Source organism: Clostridia bacterium (assembly GCA_014360065.1).
In the GTDB taxonomy this organism is placed as follows: domain Bacteria; phylum Bacillota; class DSM-521; order Neomoorellales; family JACIYF01; genus JACIYF01.
This window is the reverse complement of record JACIYF010000169.1, coordinates 1-4,209: the sequence shown is the minus strand read 5'-3', so window position 1 is coordinate 4,209 and position 4,209 is coordinate 1. Positions and strand designations below refer to the sequence as shown.

The window sequence follows — 4,209 nt, the reverse complement described above, 5'->3', positions numbered from 1 at the left end:
GCGGCCACTGGGTTTGGAAAGGTAAAAGCAGAGAAAGGTAAACTTGCCGCGGTTGTCCACCTGGTAATCCACTCCCAGCCCCCTTTTTTTGAGCTGGGAAATCTCTTCTTCTGCCCGGCTCAGCAAGTACTCCATGCCGGAAGCCGACCCCAACGACAGCACAGGCACATTGCTAGCCACAACCTCACCTCCCGCTGCTAGTATATGTGAGCGGTTGCTGGGCTATACAAAAAGGGCCCTTTCCGCGCGCCTTGGCGCTCGGAAAGGGCCTGTGGTGGTGGGTCGGAGGTGATTTGAACACCTGACCCCCTCGGCGTCAACGAGGTGCTCTCCCCCTGAGCTACCGACCCAGCGCCTATATTATGCCTTATCCCCGCTCACAAGTCAAGCCGTCACCAGCTGCCCAAAATCTTAAGCGCCCGGGCCACATCGAAGGCCATATCCCCTAGGTGGGTACAGCCATTGCCGCCCCCACAGGCAGCATAGATATGCTTTTTATTCTCGGGCCGTAAGCCCACTCCTGGCAGGCCAGCCTTTACCAGCTCCTCGCTTTCCTGGCAAACCGGGTCAGGAAAGCGAAGCATAAAGGCATGCGCTTCCTCCACCACCAGGTGGTTTGGGTTTAGGAGCAAGTTGAGCTCCATTTCATGAAAAGAATCGGAAAGCTGGGCCACCACTTGGTACTTGTCTTGGCACCTATAAACAGCCGTGCTACGAAAGCGAGAGAAGAGGTTGGGGCCGCGACTATGAACTAAAAGACCCTGGCTGAAGTTGCGGCTAACCCGGTCCAGATTGCTGTAATAGCGGCAGCTACCAGCAAAAGTGCGGTTAAAATAGGCCTCATAATCAAAAGCGTCTTTAAATCCCCGCTCTATAAAAATAAAAGTCTCAGCCTGGATCACTGCCCGGATGGCCTCCAGGATCAGGTCTTCCTTCAAGCCGAGCGGGTCAGGCGCCACCGCCTTGCGGACAAGTTTCCCTACCCCGGTATAACAAACCATTCCTTGAAGGCAATCTAAGGACTGGCTGACATCGCGGCTAATCCAGGCTAGGCCTTCGGCCAGGTTGGCCGGGTCAAATCTCGGAGGGACGCGGCTGGAGTCGCGGTGAGTGGCCAAGGTCACCTTGCGGGCCACTAAGTCCTTTACCCCGGCTTCCAGCCTAGCCGTCATTTCCAGGAAACTATCCACATAATGAGCCTCGGCGACAATGATGTCCTGGGATTGGCGGTAAGCACCAATAAACCACTGCCGGTGAAAGATAGGGGCTTTAGGCTCAAGCATTAGGGTTTGCCTCCTCTCCTTGGGCTACCCAAGCCAAGCGTAATTCCTGCTAGCCTCACTGCTTCTTGCTCCAAGCCGCGAAAAAGGTTAGGCTTGGCCTCTAGAGGCTCGGGGCAATGAAAAAGTCGGACCATTGGCCAGAGGCCGGTTGCCATTCCGCCGTCGCCCTTTCCACTACTCCTACCGACGAATTTCTTAGCCGCTCCAAAAGCTCCTTCAGCATGACCTCATCGCCTTCGGCCACCACTTCTACTCGGCCATCCATAAGATTGCGGACCCAGCCGGTTAGTCCCAATAGGCGCGCCTGCCTGAGCACATAGTAGCGCATGCCCACGCCCTGCACGACTCCTTCTAAATAAACATGAAGCTGGTGCTGCATAATTTCCTGCCTGACCCCCCGTCCCACTTCAGCGGTAAGCGCTGTCTTGCCCATACTTTACCATTTTATTCTACCCTAGCCCTTGCGGTTTTCCAACTGACCAGCCTTGGCCTTGTACCCGCCCGTGTCCAGGGCATGCATGTATAAACCTGCTTTCCGCGGTCAAACTAAGATCGGGCACTGCCCCACGCGGCCAAGCCGCACAACTAGGAATGGACAATCAAGGAGGGGGCTCGCTGGTTCGGAAGCTACCCAAGGACCAGCGCCCGGCTAGAAGCAACGAGTTTTTGAAGGAGGTGAGATAGTGACAGTCGGTAGCTGGATCTTGGTAATAGTATTGGGCGGCCTGGTGGGTTGGCTTATCCAAACCTATGCCATAAACCGGGAATACCCCGGCGGTGTCTGGGGAGCAATAATCGTGGGCATCGTTGGCGGCTGGATTGGCGGGGCCTTTCTCGGCACCTGGGGTTGGATGGTAGCCGGGGCCAATATCATCGGAGCTATCCTAGTTTCCGCTATCCTAAGTTACGTCATTGGCTTGTTTGGAAAAGAACGAGCCAAGGCTCAGTAGGTGGCCATGGCAGCCACTTCTTCAGGTCACAGCTTGAGCTAGGATTTTAAGGAGGTAGGCTATGCCGGATAAGGTAACGGTATTTACTACTCCCACCTGACCCTACTGTGCCCAGGTGAAAGAGTATCTTTCCCAAAAAGGTGTCCCTTTTGAGGAATTCAACGTAGCTGAGGACGATGCCGGCCGTGAGCGCATGATCTCGCGGACCGGCCACATGGTGGTGCCAACCACCTTCATTGACGGCAAAGTGGTCCTTGGCTTTGACCGGGCCAAGTTGGATGAGTTGTTGCCCTAGGATGGCCTCGTCCGGTCTCAACTACCAATTAAGGGAGGTGTACACATGCCCAATCTCACCCAACCTGAGCTGATGCTGCTTCGGGAGAGCTTGTCCAGCGAAATGATGGTCATCGAAAAGCTCGGCTTTCTGGCCAACCAGATTACGGATCCGCAGTTTAAGCAAGTGCTCCTGGATGTACAAAGAACCCACCAGCGCCACCAGGATATCCTCATGCGCCATTTAGGGGTGGGGCCCGTAATGTAAGTATCTGCGACTTGAATACCTGCATGCGAAACTCGCTCATGGCATCACAGCGCGAATTCGACTTTGCCAAGCAGAAGAAAAAGCAGGAAATGAATTAAGGAGGGAAACTATGGCGAACGCCCAAATGAATGACCGCACCATCGCCGGGGATTCTTTGGCAACCCACAAGCTCCTAACCTTCATCTACAATACCGCCATCACCGAGTGCTCCAATGAAAACCTCCGGCGCGACTTTTTCAGCATCTACCAGGATGAACAAAACAATCTCTATTCTATATTTAAGGCCATGAGCGCCCGGGGCTGGTATCAAACCAACCTGGCCGATCAACAGGACATCACCCAGGTGCAACAGAACTTTAAGAATATGTTGAGCGCCCAGGCCGCCCAAATGGGTCAGCAAGCTCAGGCGCCCTTTAATCCAAGGACCCGGCCCATGGTTTGATGCACCAGGCGGTCAGGCCATGAAAGCCAGGCAAAACCATCTTTTACCCCGCTTCGGCGGGGTTTTTCTCTAGGTTGCCTGGGCCTTAACTTTGGCATTTTTCCCCTTCCATTTTTGCTATAATAGAGCTAACCTGTTTTCATGAAATTCCCAATGAAAGTTGGGCAAAACAGATGGCCAACGCCATCGAGCTAATTGCTCGTTACCTAGAAAAACAAGACGACATCGTTGCCGCTTACCTTTTTGGTTCCCAGGCTCGGGGTACCCAAAGGGATGAGAGCGATATTGATGTGGCCGTGCTCTTTTCCAGTGAGGGTGACAAGCTGGCTCGTTTCGACCGCCGCCTGGAGATAATCATTGCCCTAGAAAGAGCGCTCGGGAAAAAGGTAGATGTAATCGATATACAGGCAGCGCCATTACTGCTACAGCATCACATCTTATTGGATGGCCGTTTGCTGGTCGACAAGCAGCCGCAGCGCCGGGTGGATTTTGAAGTAGCTTCCCGCCGCCAATATTTCGACCTCAAGCCGCTCCTACAAAGGCGCAATGCCAGGATGATTGCCAGGATTTTGGAGGCCGACCATAATGGTTAATGTTGAGATCATAAAAGCTCGGCTAGCTCTTTTAAGTGAATATGTGCAGGATTTAGAAGCCGAGCGTACCGTAAGCCTCACCATCACAAATAAGCTCTTCCAATCAGAAAGCTAAGAGGAGGCAGTGCCATTGAATTGTCAACGAGTCACTGATAACTTGGTGCAATGGATCCGGCAACAAGCCGAACAGGCCTCGGCCAAAGGGGTAGTCTTCGGCTTGAGCGGCGGGGTGGACTCGGCCGTAGTGGCAGCCCTATGCCAAAAGGCTTTTCCCCATGCCTGCCTAGGAGTGATCATGCCCTGCTATAGTGATCCCAGGGACCGGGAGGACGCCCACCTGGTGGCCAACGCTCTTTCCCTCCCCGTTCGGGAAGTAGATCTGAACCCGGTCTTTGCCCTC

Annotated in this window: 9 protein-coding genes and 1 tRNA gene; 6 read left to right on the top strand and 4 right to left on the bottom strand. The window is 54.0% G+C overall.

Annotation, left to right across the window (positions count from 1 at the left end; translation table 11 throughout):
• From H5U02_14305 to H5U02_14290, 4 genes are all read right to left on the bottom strand, one after another.
• The coding region (locus tag H5U02_14305) for a hypothetical protein (protein ID MBC7343594.1) at positions 1 to 180 on the bottom strand (180 nt) is incomplete at its 3' end.
• A 95-nt stretch (positions 181 to 275) separates the two neighbouring features.
• Positions 276 to 350 (bottom strand) — tRNA-Val (locus tag H5U02_14300).
• A 42-nt stretch (positions 351 to 392) separates the two neighbouring features.
• Positions 393 to 1,283, bottom strand: coding sequence for a DUF2889 domain-containing protein (locus H5U02_14295; protein MBC7343593.1), 891 nt, complete (start codon positions 1,281 to 1,283; stop codon positions 393 to 395).
• A gap of 100 nt (positions 1,284 to 1,383) precedes the next feature.
• On the bottom strand, positions 1,384 to 1,662 hold the full coding sequence (locus H5U02_14290; GenBank protein MBC7343592.1) for an acylphosphatase: 279 nt from the start codon (positions 1,660 to 1,662) through the stop codon (positions 1,384 to 1,386).
• Between the two features lie 304 nt (positions 1,663 to 1,966).
• On the opposite strand from H5U02_14290, the gene H5U02_14285 reads away from it, so the two are divergent.
• From H5U02_14285 to nadE, 6 genes are all read left to right on the top strand, one after another.
• Positions 1,967 to 2,233, top strand: coding sequence for a GlsB/YeaQ/YmgE family stress response membrane protein (locus tag H5U02_14285; protein ID MBC7343591.1), 267 nt, complete (start codon positions 1,967 to 1,969; stop codon positions 2,231 to 2,233).
• Positions 2,234 to 2,294: 61 nt separating this feature from the next.
• The gene (locus H5U02_14280) at positions 2,295 to 2,528 is read left to right on the top strand and encodes a thioredoxin family protein (GenBank protein MBC7343590.1); all 234 of its coding nucleotides are present in this window, start codon (positions 2,295 to 2,297) and stop codon (positions 2,526 to 2,528) included.
• A 45-nt stretch (positions 2,529 to 2,573) separates the two neighbouring features.
• The gene (locus H5U02_14275) at positions 2,574 to 2,774 is read left to right on the top strand and encodes a spore coat protein (GenBank protein MBC7343589.1); all 201 of its coding nucleotides are present in this window, start codon (positions 2,574 to 2,576) and stop codon (positions 2,772 to 2,774) included.
• Positions 2,775 to 2,883: 109 nt separating this feature from the next.
• A complete protein-coding gene (locus tag H5U02_14270) occupies positions 2,884 to 3,216 on the top strand; it encodes a spore coat protein (GenBank protein ID MBC7343588.1) in 333 nt (110 codons plus the stop codon).
• Positions 3,217 to 3,389: 173 nt separating this feature from the next.
• A complete protein-coding gene (locus H5U02_14265) occupies positions 3,390 to 3,809 on the top strand; it encodes a nucleotidyltransferase domain-containing protein (GenBank protein MBC7343587.1) in 420 nt (139 codons plus the stop codon).
• Positions 3,810 to 3,933: 124 nt separating this feature from the next.
• Positions 3,934 to 4,209 (top strand): NAD(+) synthase (nadE, locus tag H5U02_14260; GenBank protein MBC7343586.1); only part of this gene is annotated, 276 nt, incomplete at its 3' end.